15 protein-coding genes and 1 pseudogene are annotated in these 20,566 nt (G+C 66.0%); 10 read left to right on the top strand and 6 right to left on the bottom strand.

Features of this window, described 5'->3' with window-relative positions:
* Positions 1 to 3 precede the first annotated feature (3 nt).
* From BGK68_RS04200 to BGK68_RS04190, 3 genes are read right to left on the bottom strand one after another with little or no spacing between them, the layout of a single operon-like run.
* Entirely contained in the window at positions 4 to 1,359 is a 1,356-nt protein-coding gene (locus BGK68_RS04200) for an aspartate aminotransferase family protein (protein WP_075256059.1), read from the bottom strand.
* Positions 1,356 to 2,423, bottom strand: a complete 1,068-nt coding sequence (locus BGK68_RS04195) for a phosphotransferase (RefSeq protein ID WP_083657720.1) — start codon at positions 2,421 to 2,423, stop codon at positions 1,356 to 1,358. The genes BGK68_RS04200 and BGK68_RS04195 overlap by 4 nt, the downstream gene beginning before the upstream one ends.
* Positions 2,424 to 2,456: 33 nt before the next feature.
* Positions 2,457 to 3,122, bottom strand: a complete 666-nt coding sequence (locus tag BGK68_RS04190) for a haloacid dehalogenase type II (RefSeq protein WP_069372789.1) — start codon at positions 3,120 to 3,122, stop codon at positions 2,457 to 2,459.
* A gap of 34 nt (positions 3,123 to 3,156) precedes the next feature.
* On the opposite strand from BGK68_RS04190, the gene BGK68_RS27785 reads away from it, so the two are divergent.
* The 3 genes and pseudogenes from BGK68_RS27785 (at position 3,157) to BGK68_RS04180 (ending at position 6,791) form a co-directional block, all read left to right on the top strand.
* The gene (locus BGK68_RS27785) at positions 3,157 to 3,297 is read left to right on the top strand and encodes a hypothetical protein (protein WP_156794505.1); all 141 of its coding nucleotides are present in this window, start codon (positions 3,157 to 3,159) and stop codon (positions 3,295 to 3,297) included.
* Positions 3,298 to 3,595: 298 nt separating this feature from the next.
* The gene (locus tag BGK68_RS04185; RefSeq protein WP_075259670.1) at positions 3,596 to 4,870 is read left to right on the top strand and encodes an NAD(P)/FAD-dependent oxidoreductase; all 1,275 of its coding nucleotides are present in this window, start codon (positions 3,596 to 3,598) and stop codon (positions 4,868 to 4,870) included.
* Positions 4,871 to 4,997: 127 nt separating this feature from the next.
* Positions 4,998 to 6,791: pseudogene (locus tag BGK68_RS04180) on the top strand (methyl-accepting chemotaxis protein).
* Between the two features lie 69 nt (positions 6,792 to 6,860).
* On the opposite strand, the gene BGK68_RS04175 reads toward BGK68_RS04180, so the two are convergent.
* Both BGK68_RS04175 and BGK68_RS04170 read right to left on the bottom strand, forming a co-directional pair.
* Positions 6,861 to 8,015 carry a GGDEF domain-containing protein gene (locus BGK68_RS04175; RefSeq protein ID WP_075259669.1) on the bottom strand — a complete coding sequence of 385 codons (1,155 nt, stop codon included), beginning with the start codon at positions 8,013 to 8,015 and terminating at the stop codon, positions 6,861 to 6,863.
* 102 nt (positions 8,016 to 8,117) lie between these two features.
* Entirely contained in the window at positions 8,118 to 8,303 is a 186-nt protein-coding gene (locus BGK68_RS04170; RefSeq protein WP_075256057.1) for a hypothetical protein, read from the bottom strand.
* Between the two features lie 207 nt (positions 8,304 to 8,510).
* Here BGK68_RS04170 and BGK68_RS04165 point away from each other — a divergent pair, with 207 nt between their 5' ends.
* The 4 genes from BGK68_RS04165 to BGK68_RS04150 all read left to right on the top strand — a co-directional run bounded on the left by BGK68_RS04165 (position 8,511) and on the right by BGK68_RS04150 (position 13,961).
* Entirely contained in the window at positions 8,511 to 10,511 is a 2,001-nt protein-coding gene (locus BGK68_RS04165) for a putative bifunctional diguanylate cyclase/phosphodiesterase (RefSeq protein WP_075259668.1), read from the top strand.
* A 173-nt stretch (positions 10,512 to 10,684) separates the two neighbouring features.
* Positions 10,685 to 11,644: a bifunctional enoyl-CoA hydratase/phosphate acetyltransferase gene (locus BGK68_RS04160; protein WP_075256056.1), complete on the top strand. Its 960-nt coding sequence runs from the start codon at positions 10,685 to 10,687 to the stop codon at positions 11,642 to 11,644.
* Positions 11,641 to 12,834, top strand: coding sequence for an acetate/propionate family kinase (locus tag BGK68_RS04155; RefSeq protein ID WP_075256055.1), 1,194 nt, complete (start codon positions 11,641 to 11,643; stop codon positions 12,832 to 12,834). The genes BGK68_RS04160 and BGK68_RS04155 overlap by 4 nt, the downstream gene beginning before the upstream one ends.
* A complete protein-coding gene (locus BGK68_RS04150; RefSeq protein ID WP_075256054.1) occupies positions 12,831 to 13,961 on the top strand; it encodes an alpha/beta fold hydrolase in 1,131 nt (376 codons plus the stop codon). The genes BGK68_RS04155 and BGK68_RS04150 overlap by 4 nt, the downstream gene beginning before the upstream one ends.
* Before the next feature lie 13 nt (positions 13,962 to 13,974).
* On the opposite strand, the gene BGK68_RS04145 is transcribed toward BGK68_RS04150, so the two are convergent.
* A complete protein-coding gene (locus BGK68_RS04145; RefSeq protein WP_075256053.1) occupies positions 13,975 to 14,655 on the bottom strand; it encodes a TetR/AcrR family transcriptional regulator in 681 nt (226 codons plus the stop codon).
* A 145-nt stretch (positions 14,656 to 14,800) separates the two neighbouring features.
* On the opposite strand from BGK68_RS04145, the gene BGK68_RS04140 reads away from it, so the two are divergent.
* From BGK68_RS04140 to BGK68_RS04130, 3 genes are read left to right on the top strand one after another with little or no spacing between them, the layout of a single operon-like run.
* Positions 14,801 to 15,931 carry an efflux RND transporter periplasmic adaptor subunit gene (locus BGK68_RS04140; protein ID WP_075256052.1) on the top strand — a complete coding sequence of 377 codons (1,131 nt, stop codon included), beginning with the start codon at positions 14,801 to 14,803 and terminating at the stop codon, positions 15,929 to 15,931.
* Positions 15,928 to 19,071, top strand: a complete 3,144-nt coding sequence (locus BGK68_RS04135; RefSeq protein ID WP_075256051.1) for an efflux RND transporter permease subunit — start codon at positions 15,928 to 15,930, stop codon at positions 19,069 to 19,071. Before BGK68_RS04140 ends, BGK68_RS04135 begins: the two co-directional genes overlap by 4 nt.
* Positions 19,071 to 20,540, top strand: a complete 1,470-nt coding sequence (locus BGK68_RS04130; RefSeq protein ID WP_075256050.1) for an efflux transporter outer membrane subunit — start codon at positions 19,071 to 19,073, stop codon at positions 20,538 to 20,540. Before BGK68_RS04135 ends, BGK68_RS04130 begins: the two co-directional genes overlap by 1 nt.
* Positions 20,541 to 20,566: the final 26 nt, after the last annotated feature.

The following is a 20,566-nucleotide window of genomic DNA, read 5'->3' as shown; positions in this document are numbered from 1 at the left end:
ACCTCAGCGCCGCGCCGCTGCCGTCCTGGCCTCGGTAAGCGACGCGTCCAGCGCCTCGATCACCATGCCTGCCTGCTCCGTCGTGAGCACCAGCGGCGGCCGGATCTTCAGTACGTTGTGACCCATCGCGCAGGCACTGAGCAGCACGCCCTTCTGACGCATCCGGTTGACCACCTCGCTGGTGAGCGCACGGGCTGGCGTGCGTCTGTCCCGGTCCGATACCAGTTCCACCCCCACGAACATGCCTGCACCGCGCACCTCGCCGATGGCTTCGTGACGTCCGGCCAGCGCGCCAATGCCCTCCAGCAGCACAGCCCCGACCTGGCGTGCATGGGCGATCAGCCCTTCGCGCTCGATGGTGTTCAACACCGCCAGCGCGGCGGCGCAGGAGACGGTGTTGCCGGCGAAGGTATTGAAGTAGCGCGAGCGCTGTCCGAACTCCTGCAACACATCGGCCGTGGCCAGCAGGCCGGCCACCGGCTGCCCATTGCCCATCGGCTTGCCCATGGTCACGATGTCCGGCGTCACGCCGTGGCGCTGGAAGCCCCACATGTGTTCGCCTGTGCGGCCAAAGCCCGGTTGCACTTCGTCGGCGATGAAGATGCCGCCGGCCTCTTTGATGGCCGCCACCGCGCCCTTGAGGAAGCCCGCGGCGCCCGGCAGGATGCCGTCGCTGGTGAAGAGTGAATCCACGATCAGGGCGGCGGGCTGGATGCCGTGCCGCTGCAGATCGGCAATGGCGGCCTGTACGTCGCGGGTGAAGCGTTCCCCCAGGTCCTGCCCCTCTGCATGATAGGCGCGCGGCGCCGGCACCAGCCGCACATGCGGCCCCAGGTTCACGCTGCTGCCCAGCGAGGGCGAGAACTGCGAGACCGCATCAGTGATGCCGTGATAGGCGGTCTCTGTCACGATCACGCCCACGCCGCCGGTGCGCACCTTGGCGATGCGATAGGCCAGGTCGTTGGCTTCGCTGCCGGTGCAGGTGAGCATCAGATGCGCCAGCGCGGTGTCGGGGACGGTGGCCAGCAGGCGCTCGGCCAGCTCCAGGATGGTCTCATGCAGATAGCGCGTATTGGTCGCCAGCGTCTGCACCTGCTGGCAGATTGCCTCGGTGACAGCCGGATGGCAATGGCCCAGCGAGGTGACGTTGTTGTAGACATCCAGATAGCGCCGGCCCTGCGGATCGATCAGCCACACGCCCTCGCCACGGACGATGTGCAGCGGATGCTCGTACATCAGGCGATAGGCCGGCCCCAGCAGGGCGTTGCGGCGTTCGATGAGGGCCTCGGTCACCGGCCCGACATCGGCGCGGCCGGGGATGTAAGCGTTGACCATGGTGAGGTCGGTCGTGGTGGTCATGCAATGCTCCTGTGTCGGATGTCGGAAAGCAGGCGGTCACGCGCGTCCTGGCGCGGCAGGTCGGCCAGCTGGCCGAGCGCCTCCCAGGCGGCCGGGTTGTGCCGCATGATGTAGGCGCGGTTATGGGGATAGCGCACGGCGCGCCATTCGGAGATCAGCGCCGTGATCAGGTGGCGCGTGGCCATCAGGTCGGCGACGATGTCCTGTTCCAGGGGTGTCAGCGGCAGGATGGCTTGATAGGCGCCCACGAACTGCGCCGGCCCGGCGAAGGGATCGTCACTGCCTGTCATGTGGAAGGCCGCCGCCGTGGCCACTTCGCTCACCAGCGGCGCATGCAGCATGTCGCCGAAGTCGATGATGCCGGTGACGCGTTCCTGTTCTGCAGAGGCCACCAGCACGTTGTAGAGGTGATAGTCGTTGTGGATCACTTGTGTGCGCACTTCATGCAGGCGCGGCAGCACGTGCTCTTCGAAGCGCGCCATGAAGCGCCGCGCCAGCTGCTGCTTTGCCGGGTCGGGCAGGCTCTCCATCTTGTCGCGCAGCCGATGCGCGGCGGAGGCGTTCCACAGCAGATCGTGATGCGCGCCAGGATGGTCAAAGCCTTGCAACGCCAGGTCCAGCCTGGCCAGGCCACTACCCATGGCGCACCGCTGAGCGGCTGTGCGTTCGGTGTGCTTGATCTGCACGCCATCGAGATAGGTCAGCATGCGTACCATGCTGAGACTGCCATCCGGCAATGTCAGATGCGCGGTGTTTTCGCCGTCCAGGGTGCGCAACACACGCGGAATCGGAAGATCCGGCGCCCGTTGCGCGATGTGATCCAGGGCTGCGATCTGGAAATCCACCACCGAGCTCTGTTCGGAGGGATTGCTGATCTTGAGCACATAGCGCGCGCCATCGGCAGTCTCGATGCAGGCGTTCTGGTCCCGTTCACCACCCAGTGCAGTGGCGACACCTTCGATGCCATAGCGGGCCGCCGCCAGTCTTTCCAGTGCAGCCGGGGAGAGATCAGGTGCAGCCGTGCTCAAGGCGGCGGTATCGGTCGAAGCTGTTTCAAGCATCATGGATTCCGGTTCGCGTGCGTGACAAGTGAATCATCAAAGACCCACCAGCGTGGCCAGCTGGCGGAAGTCCGTCAGCCGGTTCACGCCATAGCCATCAAAGCTGGGTTCGTGATTGCGGTCGATGAAGGCCTTGCCCATGAAGCCGAGGTCGGAAGCGGTCATGAGGTCGTAGCGGAAGCTCGATGAGCAATGCACCATCTCCTGCGGGCCGCAGCCGAGCTGGTCGAACATGTATTCGAAGGCTTGTCCACGCGGCTTGTAGGCCTGGGCTTCCTCTGCGGTGAAGACGGAATGGAAGGGCGCCTTGAGGTGTGCCACGCTGTGCGGGATCAGGTCGATCATGGAGTTGGACAGGATCACCAGCGGGATATGGGGCGCGATCTTTTCCAGCGTTTCCACCACGTGCGGATGCGGTTGCCAGGTCGGGATGGCGGCATAGAGCGCCTGCGCATCGCTGGCCCGGCACTCCACGCCGTGGGCGTGACAGGCGCGCCGGATGGCGTTGTCCACGACATCGAAGAAGGGCTTCCAGGCCCCCAGGACTTCATCGAGGCGATAGAAGCGGAAACTGTCCAGGAAGGCAGGCATGCGCTTCTCATCGACGCGGTCGGCAAAGAGCGTGCGGGCGGTCGGGCCCATCTCGAAGTTGATAAGGGTTCCGTAGCAGTCAAAGCTGATGAACTTGGGCTTGAAAATCATGGGATCGCACTCCTTCGTTGGGGATGGAAGAAGTATGGTCGTCGCCGCCCATCGGAAAATGTTTATTGCTGTCGGATTAAAGCAGCTTGTGCTTTTTATCGCCGGCTTTCTGGCATTTTCGATGGAGAAGGGCAGGACTATTTTCTTGGCGATGAACTTTATAGATCGCCTGTAAGCCGCTATGGTAAAGGCGTTGCGGTATTTTGAAAGAGCCCTGAAGAGCGTGGAAAAAAGGGTGGATGAAGTGCTTCAGCCTTCGCGTAACCTGGCTTCTTGGACGTCATGGAATACGTTAAATTATATTTAATGAAGCATTAAAGACGGCTTAATCATTAGCGCAATCTGCACTCGCATAATGATTTCACCTACCGATAGGTCAGGCGCCGCCCGCCATCTTTTTTCTTCGTCATCCCAATCTAGCCACCAGGAACACGCTCCATGTTTCCTCCGCTCATTCGTCTGGACAGGCCATGATGCAACTGAAGTCCTACTGGCTGGATACCTCGCCCGCCTTCGTCAGTCAGACCCGGACGCTGCCGGAGGGTGCTTGCGACGTCGTCGTGGTCGGCGGCGGCATCACCGGATCGGCCGCAGCGTTGGCCCTGGCGCGCAAGGGTGCGCGGGTCGTCGTGTGCGAGGCGGACATCGTCGGCGGAGCGGCGTCAGGGCGCAATGGCGGCATGTGCAATAACGGCTTCGCCCAGGATTACGCCACCTTGTCGCAGCGCCTCGGCGCCGAATGGGCCAACCGGCTCTACCGCGCCTTCGACGCCGGCGTCGATACGGTGGAGCGGCTGGTGCGCGAAGAATCCATCGATTGCAGCTTTGCGCGTCATGGCAAGCTCAAGCTCGCCGCCAAACCGGAGCATGCCGACAAGCTGGCGCGCAGCCAGGAACTGCTGGCCCGCCACGTTGACGGAGACACGCGTCTGCTGAGCCGGGCGCAACTGCGCGACGAACTGGGCAGCGACCGCTACCACGGCGGCCTGCTGATGCACAAGAGCGCCGGCATGCACGTCGGCTGCTACGTGCGCGGGCTGGCGCAGGCGGCCCAGCGACGCGGCGCGTTCTATCTGGAACGGACCCCGGTGCTGGGCATCGAGGCCAAGGGTGGCCGCTACGAGGTGCGCACACCGGCTGGCGTCCTGCATGCGGGGCAGGTGCTGCTGGCCAGCGGCATCTCCCAGGTCGGCCCGTTCGGCTGGATTCGCCGCCGCATCGTCCCGGTGGGTGCGTTCCTGATCGTGACCGAGCCTTTGCCTAATGCGTTGCTCAAGCAACTGTTGCCGACGCAGCGCATGTACACCGACACCAAGAATTTCGTGAACTATTTCCGCGCCACGCCGGACCAGCGCCTGCTCTTCGGCGGCCGCGCGCGCTTCGCCGTCTCCAACCCGCAGTCCGACGTCAGGAGCGGCGAAATCCTGCGCGCCCAGATGCTGGAGGTCTTTCCCGCGCTGGCGCAGACGCGCATCGATTATTGCTGGGGCGGCATGGTCGACATGACCACTGATCGCTTGCCTCGCGCTGGCCAGCGCGACGGTCTCTATTACTCCATGGGCTACAGCGGTCATGGCACGCATATGGCCACGCTCATGGGAACCCTGATGGCGGAGATCATGGACGGCCACGCCGACCTGAATCCATGGAAGGATTTTGACTGGCCCGCCATTCCGGGTCACTTTGGCAAGCCGTGGTTTCTTCCTTTCGTGGGAGCCTGGTACCGGCTCAAGGACAGATTGCGATGACTTGCCGGCTCATCAGGTCAGCCGGACAGGCTGCGACCTGAACCGCATCGGTAATGCTCTTTTCCGGTACAGCGGCGATAGCCGCTGGTACTTTGCTCAAACCTTATCTCTGCCTGCCCAACCCATCATGCTTTCTTCCCTGCGTGCGCGCGTCATCTGCGCCTTGATCCTGCTGGTCATCTCCTCAGTGCTCATCAGCACTGCGGCCAACTATCTCATTGCCCGCAAGGGCTTGAATGCCGCGACCGACGATGATCTTGCGAGCGCCGTCGACCAGCATGCCACCGTCATCGGCGACTGGCTCGCGGGCAAGAGCAAGATGATCGCCTCGCTCGAGGACATCACCCTGACCAACGACCCCGATGCCATGCTCAAGCAGATCTAGGTGGCGGGTGGCTTCTATGACGTCGGCGTGGGTTATCCGGACAAGCGCGCCAAGTTCACCGACTGGCCCAACATTCCGGCGACCTACAATCCGACTACGCGGCCCTGGTACAAGGGAGTGCTGCAGGCGGGCAAGCCGGTCGCTCTTCCCTATGTGAGCACCAGCGGGCTGTTGCTGGTGGCGCTGGCGCGGTCGGTGATGCGCGATGGCGTGCTCAAGGCCGTGGTGGTCGGCGATGTGGCGCTCGATAGCGTGGTGGAGAACATCAAGTCGATCCACCCCACACCCTCCAGCTTTGGCATGCTGGTCGAGCAGGGTGGGCGCATCATTGCGCATCCGGACGCCCAGCTGCGCTTCAAGCAGGCCAGCGAACTGGCGCCGCAGTTCAGCGACCTCAACGTCGCCAACGCCGGTCCGGGCAAGCCGCCGGTGCATATCGTCGTCGATGGGCGCGAGAAACTGGTGCGCGTGCAGGCCGTGCCGGGCACCGACTGGAACATCGTGGTGGCCATTGACCAGGAGGAAGCCAGCGCGGGTGTACGTTCGTTGCTGGCTTCATCGCTGGTGTCTCTGGTGGCGGTGGTGATTGCGGCCTCGCTGATCGGCGCGGCCGTCACGGCCACGGCGTTTCGCCGGCTGGGACAGATCAGCGCAGCCATGACGGCCATTGGCTCCGGCAGCGGCGACCTGACCCAGCGCCTGCCGGATCATGGCCGCGACGAAGTGGCCATCATCGCGCAGTCTTTCAATGCGTTCGTGGCCAAGCTGCAGAGTGTCATGCGCGATATCCGCGATGCCGGCGAAACCGTGCGGGTGGCGTCCGACGAGATCGCCGCAGCCAATCACGACCTGTCGGTCCGTACCGAATCGGCCGCGGCAAGCCTGGAGCAGACTGCCGCCTCCATGGCCGAGATCTCGTCCACCGTGGACCGCTCGGCTACGGCCGCCCACGAGGCCGACCAGCGCTCCAGCGCCGCTACCGGGATCGCCTCCCAGGGCGGCAAGGTGGTCAGCGATGCAGTGGCCACCATGGGCGAGATCGAGAAGGTCTCGGCGCAGATCGGCGACATCATCAGCGTCATCGATGGCATCGCCTTCCAGACCAATATCCTGGCCTTGAACGCAGCGGTCGAATCGGCGCGCGCTGGGGAGCAGGGGCGCGGATTTGCAGTGGTGGCCCATGAGGTGCGCAATCTCGCGCAACGCAGCGCCGGGGCTGCACGCGAGGTCAAGGATCTGGTGGAGGCGACCATCTCGCGGGTTTCTGCAGGGTCGCAGCAGGTCCGCCAGGCCGGCGGCACCATGCGCGACATCGTTGCGCACACGGCCGATGTGCAGTCAGTCATCGCCGATATTGCGCGCACCACCACCGAGCAGACGCGAGGAATCCAGGAGGTGAACCAGGCCGTCATCCAGCTCGACGGCATGGTGCAGCAGAACGCGGCGCTGGTGGAAGAATCGGCGGCGGCTTCGTCCACCTTGCAGCAGCAGGCCAATGTGCTGGCCGCGACCATCGCACGCTTCAGGATCGATTGAACACAGCCATCGCCGCGCCGCTGGTCCTAAGCACCTTCGCATGCGCGGCTGGCCGCAGGCCATGCCAGGCTATGTGGCATTGGATGGGGTGATGACGATCTGGTTGCGCCCCGCGCGCTTGGCCTCATACAGGGCCGCATCGGCCAGCGCCATCAGGCCTGCCAGATCGTGCGCCGCCGTGCAGTAGAGACTGACGCCCACACTCAGGCTTACTGCCTCCGGGGTGGCCACGGCCGTGTGCGTCACATGCGCAAAGGCTTGCCGCAGTTGTTCGCCGATGTGCGCCACTTGCGCCTGGCGTCCCTCCGGCAACAGGATGGCGAACTCGTCGCCGCCCAGCCGTGCGGCCAGGGCATCGCCCGGCAAGACCTCACGCAGCAGGGCGCTCAGGGCTTCGAGCAGCTTGTCGCCGGCGGCGTGGCCGTGCAGGTCGTTGACCTGCTTGAAGTTGTCGATATCGATGAGCATCAGCGCGCCGGGATGCGCCTGGCTGGCTTGCGCAATGAGCGCCGGCGCCCTGGCCTGCAGCGCCCGCCTGTTCAGCAGGCCGGTGAGCGGGTCGCGCGCGGCCAGTTGTCCGATGCGCTCTTCCCGGCGATGGCGCTCGGTGCCGGTCATCGACAGGGCAATGAGCATCACCGCCATCGATCCCTCCACCAGCGAAATCTGGATCAGGGCGCCGCCGAACGCGGCCAGATCGACGAAGGCGCCCAGCGCCAGCGCCGATACCGCCTTGGCGAGATAGAACAGTCCATGGATCAGCAATACGTAGCGCAACTGCACCGCGCCCACGCTCAGGGAAGCGCCGTGCGGACGCAGCAGGCTGCTGGCGCGCAAGGTCAGCACGGCGATCATCAGCGACTGCAGGCCCAGCATCACGCGCGACCACCAGGCGTGCGTAGGCAACAGCAGCATCAGCAGCCACAGCAGCGCGATGAGCCACCATGCGCGCGAGATCCGGGTGCGCATGAAGCCCGCCACCCCCGCCAGGAAGCAGGCATGGGCAGCGATGAGCAAGCCATTGGCGAACCAGATGCCCACCAGCAGATAGCCGCGCGAGCGCAGCAGCGCCAGGAAGGAACCCACGGTGATGATGGCAAAGCCGCTGCTCCAGAGCAGCAGCGAGCGTTCGCGCACCACGCTCCATTCTACGGTCAGGTACAGTGAAGCGGCCGCCGCCAGGGCGATGGTGAGAATGAGGAGGGTGGAAGGATCAAGAGCCATGGACAGGAAGCGCACTGCAATGCCGCGTCGTGATGACGCGGCGTTATTGTAGCCCTAGGCGTGCGGCGACTTGCTATCCGATGGCGTTTTTTGGCGCGGCTCTCAGTCCTGGCGCGGCGGCTGCGCCACATTCTCGTCATTGTCGGGCTGCCCCTCTTGCTCTGCTTGCGCCTGCTGGGGCGAGAACAAGGGTAGCTTCTTCTTCACCAGCGGCAGGTTCTCGCGCAGCGTGCCGTCGGGCAACACGGCTTGTTCGGCCGATAGCCAGTTTCCATTGTCCGGGTTCATCGTAGGGCTCCTTGCGGGGTTGCGGAGAGGCAAGCTTGTCGTTTTCTTGCCAATACCGCGTTGATGCACCGCAATCGCGCCCGGCTTTTGATGAGAATTCTTCTTGTTGCTTGGATAATGACTCGGTACTCACGTACTATCCCGGACGGAAAGGCAGGCTGCACAAGGCTTGCCGACCGGCAACAGGAAATGATGTTCAGGATGAAGATGTTTCACACCCCCACCCCGCAGACCGGAGTGCAAGCACCCGCCGCTCAGCTTTCATTGCAGCAACTGATCCGCGCCGACCAACTGGCGGCATTGCGTCAGACTGTGCTGCTGTCCATTCCGGTCAACATGGTGCTGGGAGCGATCTGCACCTTCGTGGCGTGGCGTTCCGGCCAGTTGGCCATTGCCTTGCTCTGGCTGGCCTGCTCGGGGGTGGTCAACCTGCTGCGCATCCTGGCTTGCCGCCTGCCGGTGCAGCGCGTGGCGGCGCTTGTGCGGCGCATCGCTGCACCCGGCGTCGGCGTCATCGACCTGAACCTGCGCGTGCACTGGATGCTGGCGCTGTGCTCGGGGCTGGTGTGGGCCGGCGTGGCCTTGCTGTGCGCGGGCTATACCGCGCCCGGTACGCTCTTCTATCTCACCTGTGTGTGCGGCATCACGGCCGGTGCGGTCACGCACGGCTTTGCCTATGCCCGCATTCCCATCGCCTTCATCACGCCACCCCTGCTGGCCATCATCGCCAGCCTGGTGCTGGTCGAACCCGATACCACCCGCGTGGCGCTGGCCGCTGCCGTGCTGCTCTACCTGGCCGCACTCATCCGTGGCTCCAAGGTCAGCGAAGGCCTGGTCTCGCATGCCAGCGCCCTCAAGAACGAAGCCACCACCGCCAGCCAGGCGCTGGAGGTGGCACACCGCGACCTGCACCAGTTCGCCGAGCGCATGCGCTACCAGGCCGAGCACGACCTCCTGACCGGCCTGCTGGGGCGGGCCGGCTTCATGGCGGCGGCGCAGGCCATGGCGGCGCGGCGCGAAGAGGTGCTGTGCATGATGTTCCTCGACCTGGATGGCTTCAAGGTCATCAATGACGCCTATGGCCATGAGGCTGGCGACCAGGTGCTGGTGGAAGTGGCGCGGCGTCTGCAGGGCTGCCTGCCCGCGGGCGTCACGCTGGCCCGCCTGGGCGGGGATGAATTCGTGATCCTCTATGCGCTGGATGCGCAGGCTGAACTGCCCGAGGTGCTGGCGCGGCGTCTCATCGATGCGGTGCGCCAGCCCTTTGCGCGGCTGGCGCACCGGCATATCGGCCTGAGCCTGGGCATCACCTTGTCCGACCGCGACGATATCGACGAAATGCTGGTCTGTTCGGACGCCGCCATGTACCAGGCCAAGCGCCGTGGCCGCAACCAGTTCTGCGTCTTCAACGAAACGCTCAACGCCCATCTGCAGATGAAGCGCGATGTCGAGCGCGACCTCGCCGGGGCGCTGGCGCGGCGCGAACTGGAGGTGTGGTTCCAGCCCATCGTGCAGCATGACGGACAGACCCTGGATGGCTTCGAGGCGCTGCTGCGCTGGCAGCATGGCAGGCATGGCGCCATCGCTGCGCCTGACCTGATCGAGATCGCCGCGCTGGCCGGCCTGTCCGAAGAGCTGCTGCGTTTCGTCCTGGAAGAGGTGGCGTGCATGATTGCCTTCCTGCAGTCCAGCGGACGCAGCGACCTGCGCATCTCGATGAATATCTCGCCGCGTGAAATGGAGCGCCTGGTGGTCGATGAGCTGGTGATCTCCATGCTCAAGGCGCACCATCTGCCGGCGCGCATGCTGGAAATCGAGATCACCGAAGAAACCGCGCTGGACCTGCAAGCCGCCACCCAGACCCTGGTGACCTTGGCCATGCAGGGCGTGTGCATTGCCATTGATGACTTCGGCGTGGGTTATTCCTCGCTGGGCTTCCTGCGCCAGATGCAGGTCTCACGCGTGAAGATCGACCGCAGCTTCGTCACCGGCCTGGCCGACCAGACCGAGAACCAGGCGCTGGTGTCGGCAGTGCTGCAACTGGCCGGCAGCTTTGGCTTCCAGGTCGTTGCCGAGGGCGTGGAGAGCGCCGAGGACTTGCAGACACTGCAAGCCATGCATTGCCATGCGATGCAGGGTTATTACTTTGCCCCGCCCATGCCGGCCGCGCAGGCGCGTGCGCGTATCGAGGCGCTGGCGCAGGCCTGAAGAGCACGCAGATGTCAGCAACATGACCGCCGCTGGCAATGTTGAAGCAGATCAAGCTTTGCGCGATCTGACCAAAGCTCCACCCTCCTGGCAATTGAAGCCGCTCCCTGGGGAAGTTATGCTGCAACACGGCATGAACCTGCATGCCAGCCCTTCCCCACGAGGAGAACCACATGCTGCAATCCGTGCACGCCACCCCGGCCGAGCGCTACGATCAACTCATCCGCGACGCCCTCGGTGCGCAGCCCATGCGCGTCGCAGTGGTCCATCCGTGTTCGCCGGAGGCCTTGCAAGGCGCGCTGGAAGCGCGTGACGAAGGCCTCTTTGATCCGGTGCTGGTCGGCCCGGAAACACGCATCCGGCGCATTGCCGAGGCCGCCGGCATTTCCTTGCAGGGCCTGCCCATCGTGGCTGCCGAGCACAGCCACGCCGCGGCCGCGCGCGCCGTCGAGATGGCGGTGGCCGGCGAGGTGGGCGCGCTGATGAAGGGCAGCCTGCACAGCGACGAACTGCTGGGCGCGGTGGTGGGCGGGGCCTCGGGATTGCGCACCGAACGACGTATCAGCCATGTCTACGCCATGGCCATCCCGGCCTATCCCAAGCCGCTCATCATCACCGACGCCGCCATCAATATCGCGCCCACGCTGGCGCACAAGCGCGACATCTGCCAGAACGCCATCGACCTGCTGCATGTCATGGGTGTGCCGCGTCCTCATGTCGCCGTGCTGGCGGCGGTGGAAACGGTTAATCCGGCCATGCCCTCCACGCTGGATGCGGCGGCCCTCACCGTCATGGCCACGCGCCACCAGATCACGGGCGCGCTGGTCGATGGGCCGCTGGCCTTCGACAATGCCATCAGCCTGCAAGCCGCCAGCGTCAAGGGCATCGTCTCGCCCGTAGCCGGCAGCGCCGACATCCTGCTGGTGCCGGACCTGGAAGCGGGCAACATGCTGGCCAAGCAACTGATCTACCTGTCGCAAGCCGATGCAGCAGGGCTGGTGCTGGGCGCGCGCGTGCCCATCATCCTCACCAGCCGCGCCGACAGCCTGCGTGTGCGCCTGGCCTCGTCGGCGCTGGCGCGCCTGGTGGCCTCGCGCCAGCGGCTGCAAGACCTGGACCGGGAGCTGGCATGAACCGTCTGCTGCTGACCTTCAATGCCGGTTCGTCCACGATCAAGCTGGGCGTGTTCCGCCTCGATGGCGCGCGCGCCCGCAAGATCGGCCAGGGGCAGCTGGACCTGCACTTGACGCCACTGAAGCTGCGCCTGGAGATCGACGGCGAACGTTCAGCCGTGGAGATCGACGCCGATCCCGCTGCCGCCATGGACCGCGTGCTGGAACAGGTGCTGCACCAGCTGGAAGTGGGACACGCCCAAGGCGAGCTGTGCGCCGTCGGCCATCGCGTCGTGCATGGCGGCCTGCATCTGGCGCAGGCGGTGCGGCTCGATGACGCCATCGAGACCGAACTGGAAAACCTGGCCCCGCTGGCGCCCCTGCATCAGCCGCAGAACCTGCGCCTGATCCGCGCCATTGCGCGGCTGCGTCCGGATTTGCCGCAGACAGCATCCTTCGACACCGCGTTTCACGCCAGCCAGGATGCGCTGGCGCGCCGCTTCGCGCTGCCGCGCAGACTGCATGAAGAGGGCGTGTTGCGTTATGGCTTCCATGGCATTTCCTACAGCTATGTGGCCGCCGAGATGCGTCGCCGGGCGCTGCCCGAGGCCCATGCCCGCGTGGTGGTGGCGCACCTGGGCAATGGCGCCAGCCTGTGCGCCCTGCATGAGGGGCGCAGCGTGGACGCCAGCACCGGTTTCTCCACGCTGGATGGCGTGCCCATGGGAACGCGCTGCGGCGCGCTCGATGCCGGCGTGCTGTTGTACCTGCTGCGTCAGGGGATGTCGCTGGATGAACTGGAAGACCTGCTCTATCACCGCAGCGGCTTGCTGGGTGTGTCCGGCCTGAGCGCGGATGTGCGCAGCCTGCAGCAGAGTCAGGACAGCGCCGCCCGCGAGGCGCTGGACCTGTTCGCCCTGCGCTGCGCCGGTGAAGCGGCGCGCCTGGCCGCCACCCTAGGCGGGATCGACGCCCTGGTCTTCACGGCCGGCATCGGCGAGCACGACGCCGCCATGCGCGCGGCCATCTGCGAACGACTGGCCTGGCTGGGCGTGCGCCTGGACCCGCAGGCCAACGCCGCCCATGCCGGTCGCATCAGCCGCCTCGACAGTGCTGTCTGCGTCTATGTCATTCCCACCAATGAAGAGCAGGTCATCGCCGATGACGCGGCCAGGCTCCTGCTCACTTCCACGACAGGAAAACCTTCATGAGCACCGCTACAGAGACTGTGCTGCCGATCACTCCAGCCGGCAGCGTCCCGCTGTTCTGGCCCATGGCCTTTGCCGCCCAGGCGTTCAAGCAGGGACAGGAGATGATGGACAAGCAGCTGCGCTTCCTGGAAGAGGAAGCCAAGCTGCACGCCGTCCACCATCCCCGCATGGCCACGCGCCACCGCGAACGCCTGCGCCTGCGTACGCTGACCCTGCGTGAATACGGCAGCGCCGATACCGCCCAGGCCACTCCACCCACGCTGGTCGTGGCGCCCTACGCCGGCCACACCTCCGTCATCGCCGACTATGACCAGGGTCAGAGCCTGGTGGAGACGCTGTTGGGACATGGCGTGGAGCATGTGCTGCTCATCGACTGGCACAGCGCCAGCGCCGACATGAAGGACCTGGAAATCGACAACTACCTCGCCGACCTGTGCGTGGTCATCGACGAGCTGGGTGGTCGCGTGCGCCTGGTGGGCCTGTGCCAGGGCGGATGGATCTCGGCCATGATCGCCGCGCGGTTCCCGGCAAAGGTGGCGCGGCTGGTGCTGGCCGGCTCGCCCATCGATGCGGGCGCCGGAGAGGGACCGTTGAAGCAGATGGTCCAGCGCTTGCCGATGCACTTCTACGAAGACCTGGTGCGCAGCGGCGGCGGACTCATGCGCGGCAGCTTCATGCTGCAGGGCTGGAAGAACATGCATCCCGACGAGCACTACTTCAACGAGCATCTGGAATTGCTCCAGCACATCGACGATCCGGTCTACCTGGCCAAGCGCGAGACCTTTGCCGCCTGGTACGAAACCACGGTCGATCTGCCGGGGCGCTGGTACCTCCAGGCCATCGGCCACATCTTCAAGGACAACCTGCTGGCGCGCGGCAAGTATGTAGCGCTGGGACAGCAGCTCGATCTCAGGCAGATCACTTGTCCGCTCTACCTGCTGGCCGGTGAGCGCGACGACATCACCACACCCGAGCAGGTGCTCAACGCCGCTGGGCTGGTGGGCACACCCGCCGCGCAGATCACGCAGAAGATCGTGCCGGGCGGCCATATCGGATTGTTCATGGGCAGCCGCACGCTGGCCGAGGTCTGGCCGCAGATCGCGGCCTGGCTGGTGCAGCCGGACTGAGCTGGTCGCCTGCTCAGGCAGCGCGCTTGCGTCCGGCCGGCTTCTTTGGCGCAGGCGCAGGGGCAGCAGCAGCAGGGGCGGGCGGGACGGCGATGGAAGCCTTCAGGAACCACGACAGCACCGATTCGGCGGTCTTGCCATCGACGATGTGCGGGACGCAGCGATAGGAGAAGCTCACCCCTTCGCACAAGGCCATGAGGCCGATGGCGATCTCGCGCGGCGGCGCTGACAGCGCCGTCCCGGTGAGGTGACCATAGGCTTCGACGAAGCCGGTGATCTGGCGGTAGCGCTCTTCCAGGAAGCCGTCCAGCTGGGCGCGGAATTTCTCGTCGCGCAGCGCCACGATGCGCGCCTCCATCCACAACAGGCTGCACTTGTCGTCGCGGTACAGGCGCGAATACTGCGCGGCCAGTTCATCTTCCAGCGCCGCCGCGTCCGTCATGGGCGCTTCCAGGATGCGCTGGAAGCCGCGGTCGATGCTCTCGCCTTCCCGCCGCAGCAGCTCGAAGAAGAGCTGGGTCTTGTCATCGAAGTTGGAATAGAACGCCCCGCGCGAATACCCGGCAGCCGTGCTGATATCCTCCACGCTGGCCAGCGCAAATCCCTTTTGCATGAAAACCGCGTGCGCCGCCTCCAGCAGCCTTTCCCTGGTCTGCTCCCGGCTTTGCTCGCGGCTGAGTCGTTGGCGTGTCATAGGGCGAGATTCTAACACCACCGTATTCAAATACAGTGTTGCATCTGAATTCGGGTATGCATTAGAATCTGTCCACTTTAGATCGCAATGCTCCAGGGGAAGCGTACGCCCTGCGTGCTGACGCCCACTTCCTGAAAGGAAAGCCGTGAAGCCTGTCTCTCCGTCCGTTTCCCCTGGGCGCGCCCGCCGCCGTGTCTATCCTTTGCTGGCGCTGGTCATCGCCCTGGCGGCCTGCAGCAAGCCGGCCACGGTAGCCGATGCGCCGCGTGAAGTGGTGGTGCTGCAGGCGCAGGAGCGCGGCCAGGCCGGCACGCTGCACCTGCCCGCCGAGGTGCAGTCGCGCTACGTGACCAGCATGTCCTTCCGCATCGCCGGCCAGTTGGCCGAGCGGCGCGTGCATCTGGGCGATGTGGTGCGCAAGGGACAGGTGCTGGCGCGGCTGGACCCGGCTGACGCCAACCAGAACGCCAGCGCCGCCCAGGCCGAACTGGCCTCGGCGCGCCAGCACCTGGACGCCGCCGAGAAGCAACTCCAGCGTGACGCCCAGCAGGCCCGCGAAGCCTTGATCAGCGCCCAGCAGCTCGAACAGAGCCAGGACGCCCACGCCGCTGCGCTCTCGCAATTCAAGGCCGCCCAGGCGCGCGCCGCCGTGGCGGGCAACCAGCGCGACTACACCACCCTGATGGCCCAGCATGACGGCGTCATCAGCGCCGAGCAGGCCAATACCGGCGACGTGCTCGCTGCCGGCCAGCCGGTCTATTCGCTGGCCTGGTCGGGCCAGGTGGACGTGGTCACCGAGGTGGCCGACCGCCAGGTCGCCGCGCTGCAGCCGGGTGCGGCCGCCGTGGTCACGCTGGCCGCGCTGCCGGGCAAGACCTTCAAGGGAAAGGTGCGCGAAGTCAGCCCGGCGGCTGATGCGCAGAGCCGCACCTACCGCGTCAAGGTCACGCTGGAGCAGCCCGATGCCGCCGTGCGCCTGGGCATGACTGGCGAGGTCGCGATCACCCCGGCAGCCAGCTCGGCTGCGCCGGTGCTGCTGTTGCCCGCCACTGCGCTGTTCCACCAGGCTGACAAGCCAGCCTTGTGGATCGTGGGGGAGCAGGGCAAGCTGGAACTGCGGCCCGTGACCGTGGCCGCCTACGGCGAGCGCAGTATCAGCGTCAGCCAGGGCGTCAGCGCCAGCGACAAGGTGGTGGTGCAGGGCGTGCATACCCTGACGGCCGGTGAAAAGGTCAAGCCGGTCGCGCCCCTGCATGCCGAGGACTTCGCCCTATGAGCGCGCCTGGCCGTTTCAACCTCTCTGCCTGGACCTTGCAGCATCAGGCGCTGGTGACCTTCATCCTGGCGCTGGTGACGCTGTTGGGCATCGGTTCCTACTCGCGCCTGTCGCAGTCCGAAGATCCGCCCTTCACCTTCAAGGTCATGGTGATCCAGACCGACTGGCCGGGCGCGACCGCGCGCCAGGTGCAGGAGCAGATCACCGACCGCATCGCCCGCAAGTTGCAGGAGACGCCCGATGTGGACTTCCTGCGCAGCTATTCACGGGCGGGCCAGTCGCAGCTCTTCTTCACCATCAAGGATACGGCCCCGGCTTCGCAGGTGCCGCAGACCTGGTACCAGGTGCGCAAGAAGGTGGGCGACATGGCCGCCACGCTGCCGCAAGGGGTCAAGGGTCCTTACTTCAATGACGAGTTCGGCGACGTCTACACCAATATCTATGCCCTGGCCGGAGACGGCTTCAGCCCGGCGCAATTGCGCGACTACGCCGACCAGCTGCGCGGCGAACTCTTGCATGTGCCGGGCGTGGCCAAGATCGATTACTTCGGCGAGCGCAGCGAGCATATCTACATCGACATCGGCAATGCCCGCATGACACGCCTGGGCATCAGCCCGCAGCAACTGGCCGACGCCATCGGCGGCCAGAATGCAGTGGTGCCGGGCGGCCTCATCACCACCGGCAATGACCGGGTCTACGTGCGCCCCACCGGCCAGTTCGACAACCTGCGCGCGCTGGAAGAGAAGATCATCCAGATCAACAACCGCAGCTTCCGCCTGGGCGACATCGCCACCATCACGCGCGGCTACGACGAACCGCAGGAGCAGGCCATGCGCGCCAACGGCCAGCCGGTGCTGGGCATCGGCGTGACCATGCAGCCGGGCGGCGACGTGATCCGCCTGGGCAAGGCCCTCGATGCGCGCACCGAGGAACTGCGCAAGCGCCTGCCGGCCGGGCTCACGCTCACGGCGGTCTCGAGCATGCCGCATGCGGTGGAAAAATCGGTGGATGACTTCCTCGAAGCCGTGGCCGAGGCCGTGGCCATCGTGCTGGTGGTCAGCCTGGTCTCGCTGGGCATCCGCACCGGCATGGTGGTGGTGATCTCCATTCCCATCGTGCTGGCGGTGACCTCGCTGTTCATGTACATGTTCGACATCGGCCTGCACAAGGTCTCGCTGGGCACCCTGGTGCTGGCGCTGGGCTTGCTGGTGGATGACGCCATCATCGCCGTGGAAATGATGGCGGTGAAACTGGAGCAGGGCTGGAACCGCCGCCGCGCCGCCGCCTTCGCCTATACCAGCACGGCCTTCCCCATGCTCACCGGCACCCTGGTGACGGTGGCCGGCTTCCTGCCCATCGCCCTGGCCAAGTCCGGCACCGGCGAATACACCCGCTCCATCTTCGAGGTCTCGGCCATTGCGCTGCTCTTGTCCTGGCTGGCGGCGGTGGTGCTCATTCCGCTCTTGGGCTATCACATGCTCAAGGAAAAGCCGGGCGCGCTCACCGATGAGCAGATCGCCGCCAATCCGCACGCCGGCCACGACGAGGAAGACCACGACCATCCCATCTACCAGACCCGCATCTATACCTGGCTGCGCCGTTCGGTGGCCTGGTGCGTGGCGTTCCGGGGCCGCGTGGTGATCGCCACCACGGTGCTGTTCATCGGTTCGCTGGCGGCCTTTGCGCTGGTGCCGCAGCAGTTCTTCCCCAGCTCCGACCGGCCCGAACTGCTGATCGACCTGCACCTGCCCGAGCGGGCTTCCTTCGAAGCCACCCAGCGCGAAGCAGTGCGCATGGAAGCGCTGCTGAAGGACCGTCCGCAGATCGACCACTACGTCAGCTTCGTCGGCGTGGGGGCGCCGCGCTTCTACCTGCCGCTGGACCAGCAACTGGCCAGCCCCAACTTCGCCCAGTTCGTGGTGACGGCCAAGTCGGTGGAAGACCGCGAAGCCCTGGCGCGGGCGCTGGAAGAGCCGCTGCGCCGCCAGTTCAGCGGCGCGCGCACGCGCCTGACCCGGCTGGAGAACGGCCCGCCGGTGGGCTTCCCGGTGCAGTTCCGTATCAGTGGCGAGCAGATTCCCAAGGTGCGCGCCATTGCCGAACAGGTCGCCGCCGAGATGCGCAAGGAAAGCCGCGCCACCAACATCCAGTTCGACTGGGATGAACCGGCGCAGCGTTCGGTGTCCTTCGAGATCGACCAGAAGCGCGCCGCCCAGCTGGGTCTCACCAGCCAGCAGATTTCCAATTTCCTGGCCATGCAATTGTCCGGCTACACCATCACGCAATACCGTGAGCGCGACAAGCTCATCAGCGTAGACCTGCGCGCCCCGCGCAGTGAGCGCGTCGATCCGGCGCGGCTGGCCACGCTGTCCATGCCCACCGCCAATGGCCCGGTGCCGCTGGCCACGCTGGGCCAGTTCAACAACACGCTGGAATATGGCGTGATCTGGGAGCGCAACCGCCAGCCCACCATCACCGTGCTGGCCGATGTGCGCCCGGGTGTGCAGGGCATCGACGTCACCAATGACGTCAACCAGAAGCTCAACGCCCTGCGCGCCGAGCTGCCGGTGGGCTATCGCATCGACGTGGGCGGCCCGGTGGAAGAAAACGCCAAGGCGCAATCCTCGATCTCGGCGCAGATGCCCTTGATGGTGATTGCCGTGCTGCTGTTGCTGATGGTGCAGCTGCAAAGCTTTGGCCGCACCATGATGGTGGTGATGACGGCCCCGCTGGGCCTGATCGGCGTGGTCGGCGCGCTGCTGCTGTTCGGCCAGCCCTTCGGCTTCGTCGCCATGCTGGGGACCATCGCCATGTTGGGCATCATCATGCGCAATTCGGTGATCCTGGTGGACCAGATCGAGCAGGACATCGCCGCCGGACGCGGCCGTTTCGACGCCATCGTCGGCGCCACCGTACGGCGCTTCCGCCCGATCACGCTCACCGCTGCCGCCGCCGTGCTGGCGCTGATCCCGCTGTTGCGCAGCAACTTCTTCGGCCCGATGGCCACCGCCCTCATGGGCGGCATCACCATCGCCACCATCCTGACCCTGTTCTACCTGCCGGCGCTGTATGCGCTGTGCTACCGGGTCAAGCCGGATGAAACCCATCACCGCGACACTGCCGCCCAAGGGAGCCATTGATGAGCCAGGTCCAACATCCCCTGCCGCTGGCCCTGCTGCTGGTGCTGACCCTGTCGGGCTGCGCCCTTGGCCCCACCGGCGAAGCGCCGGCCATGCCCCAGCCCGAACACTATGCGGCCCAGGCCACGTCCGCAGATGTCGGGCCCGAAGGGGCGCGCCAGCGCTTCGTGCTGGGCCAGCGCGCCGTGCCACAGTGGTGGCAGGCCTATGGTTCGCCCGAGCTGTCGGCCTGGGTGGAAGAGGCCTTGCGCAACAATCATTCGCTGGCCCAGGCTGAACGCAACCTGGCCAGCGCGCGTCTGCAATTGCGCGCCCAGGTCGACCAGTCGCTGTGGCCTTCCGTCGATGCGGTCGGCCAGGCCCAGCGCCAGCGCGCCTTGGGCCTGCCCAATATCGGCCCGACCACCAACCTCTACAACGTCTTCGCCGGCCAAATCCGCGCCAGCTATACCTTCGACCTGTTCGGCACGGAACGCTACGCCAACGCCGCCACGGCCGCCCAGGTCGATGCCCAGTCCTACCAGTTCGATGCGGCCCGCCGCGCCTTGGTGGCCAATGTGGTCATCAGCGCCATCAATGCCGCTGCGCTGCGCGTGCAGGTGAGCGATACCGAACGCCTGGTGGCGCTGGCCGAGGCCGATGCCAGTGAAGTGCGGCGTCGCGCCGAGCTGGGTGCGGCCTCGCAGGACGATCTGCTGGCCGCCCGCGCCAATGCACAGTCCTTGCGCGCCAGCCTGCCCGGCCTGCAGGCACAGTGGCTGGCCGCACGCCACGCCCTGGCCGTGCTGATGGGACGCACGCCCGACCAGGCGCCCGCCGACCTGGACCTGGCCAGCCTGCGGCTGCCAGCCGATGTGCCCATGGCAGTGCCCTCGGAACTGTTGCGCCAGCGGCCCGACATCCTCGCCGCCGACGCCGCGCTGAAGGTGGCGGCGGCCCAGCAGGCCCAGGCCACGGCGGAGATGTTCCCCAGCCTGTCCATCAGCGCATCCTTCGGGCAGTCCGGGTTTACCTGGCCCAAGGCGACCGGTGCGGCGGGTGCCGTGTGGGGTTTGGGGGCGTCGCTGACGCAGCCGCTGTTCCATGGCGGCGCGCTGCGTTCCATGAGCGAAGCGGCGGAGCAGGCCTATCTGGCGGCCGAGGCCAATTATCGCCAGACCGTGTTGAATGCGTTCCAGAATGTGGCCGATAGCCTGGTGGCCCTGAGCCATGACGCCGATGCCCAGACCGCCGCAGCAGCGGCGCGTCAGGCCAGCGAGCAGGGCTGGCGCAATGCCCAGCGGCGCATGGCCCTGGGTGCGGTGCCGGTCAGCGCGGCGCGCAGTGGCGAGCGCCAGTATCTCAATGCCCACCTCAGTGAAGCGCGTGCCACCGCCAGCCGCCTCAACGCCACGGCCACGCTGTTCCAGGCCATGGGGGTGAGCCTGGAGGCCGCACCGGCCGCTGCACCGCAGGCAGCACAACCCTGACGCCGTCGCCCTGTTCCTGTGGGGAC

Origin of the sequence: Herbaspirillum camelliae (assembly GCF_001929405.1) — a bacterium.
Lineage (GTDB): Bacteria > Pseudomonadota > Gammaproteobacteria > Burkholderiales > Burkholderiaceae_D > Herbaspirillum > Herbaspirillum seropedicae.
Note: the sequence above shows the minus strand (reverse complement) of the source record. Positions and strands in the feature narration are given on the sequence as shown.

Coding starts and splice junctions, on each gene's coding strand:
- BGK68_RS27785 (WP_156794505.1), top strand. CDS start 3,157: ATGGTCGTCGCCGCCCATCGGAAAATGTTTATTGCTGTCGGATTAAAG.
- BGK68_RS04170 (WP_075256057.1), bottom strand. CDS start 8,303: ATGAACCCGGACAATGGAAACTGGCTATCGGCCGAACAAGCCGTGTTG.
- BGK68_RS04160 (WP_075256056.1), top strand. CDS start 10,685: ATGCTGCAATCCGTGCACGCCACCCCGGCCGAGCGCTACGATCAACTC.
- BGK68_RS04135 (WP_075256051.1), top strand. CDS start 15,928: ATGAGCGCGCCTGGCCGTTTCAACCTCTCTGCCTGGACCTTGCAGCAT.
- BGK68_RS04175 (WP_075259669.1), bottom strand. CDS start 8,015: ATGGCTCTTGATCCTTCCACCCTCCTCATTCTCACCATCGCCCTGGCG.
- BGK68_RS04165 (WP_075259668.1), top strand. CDS start 8,511: ATGTTTCACACCCCCACCCCGCAGACCGGAGTGCAAGCACCCGCCGCT.
- BGK68_RS04130 (WP_075256050.1), top strand. CDS start 19,071: ATGAGCCAGGTCCAACATCCCCTGCCGCTGGCCCTGCTGCTGGTGCTG.
- BGK68_RS04155 (WP_075256055.1), top strand. CDS start 11,641: ATGAACCGTCTGCTGCTGACCTTCAATGCCGGTTCGTCCACGATCAAG.
- BGK68_RS04190 (WP_069372789.1), bottom strand. CDS start 3,122: ATGATTTTCAAGCCCAAGTTCATCAGCTTTGACTGCTACGGAACCCTT.
- BGK68_RS04185 (WP_075259670.1), top strand. CDS start 3,596: ATGCAACTGAAGTCCTACTGGCTGGATACCTCGCCCGCCTTCGTCAGT.
- BGK68_RS04195 (WP_083657720.1), bottom strand. CDS start 2,423: ATGATGCTTGAAACAGCTTCGACCGATACCGCCGCCTTGAGCACGGCT.
- BGK68_RS04150 (WP_075256054.1), top strand. CDS start 12,831: ATGAGCACCGCTACAGAGACTGTGCTGCCGATCACTCCAGCCGGCAGC.
- BGK68_RS04200 (WP_075256059.1), bottom strand. CDS start 1,359: ATGACCACCACGACCGACCTCACCATGGTCAACGCTTACATCCCCGGC.
- BGK68_RS04145 (WP_075256053.1), bottom strand. CDS start 14,655: ATGACACGCCAACGACTCAGCCGCGAGCAAAGCCGGGAGCAGACCAGG.